Here is a 323-nt window from a genome sequence, read left to right as displayed (position 1 = left end):
CCCCCCCCCCCCCCCCCCCCCCCCCCCCCCCCCCCCCCCCCCCCCCCCCCCCCCCCCCCCCCCCCCCCCCCCCCCCCCCCCCCCCCCCCCCCCCCCCCCCCCCCCCCCCCCCCCCCCCCCTTTTAATCATCCGGCGACCACCGAGATCTACACCCGAACGTTGTCGTCGGCAGCGTCAGATGTGTATAAGAGACAGCAACTGCTGGGCTTACCGTATCGGACAGGACTACCGCTTCAACGATGATGGCGAACCCGGCGGTACGGCAGGGCGCCCCATTCTGCAGGCCATCGAGGGGCAAGGCATCGATCGCGCGGTGGTGGTA

At 74.3% G+C, this 323-nt stretch carries 1 pseudogene; it reads left to right on the top strand.

Going from position 1 to position 323, the window contains the following annotated elements:
• Positions 1–197 precede the first annotated feature (197 nt).
• Positions 198–323: pseudogene (locus JHD67_RS21730) on the top strand (YigZ family protein); the annotation flags it as partial.

The sequence above is a fragment of the Dyella sp. ASV21 genome (assembly GCF_016428975.1).
Lineage (GTDB): Bacteria > Pseudomonadota > Gammaproteobacteria > Xanthomonadales > Rhodanobacteraceae > Dyella.
This window is presented reverse-complemented; position numbering and strand designations above follow the sequence as displayed.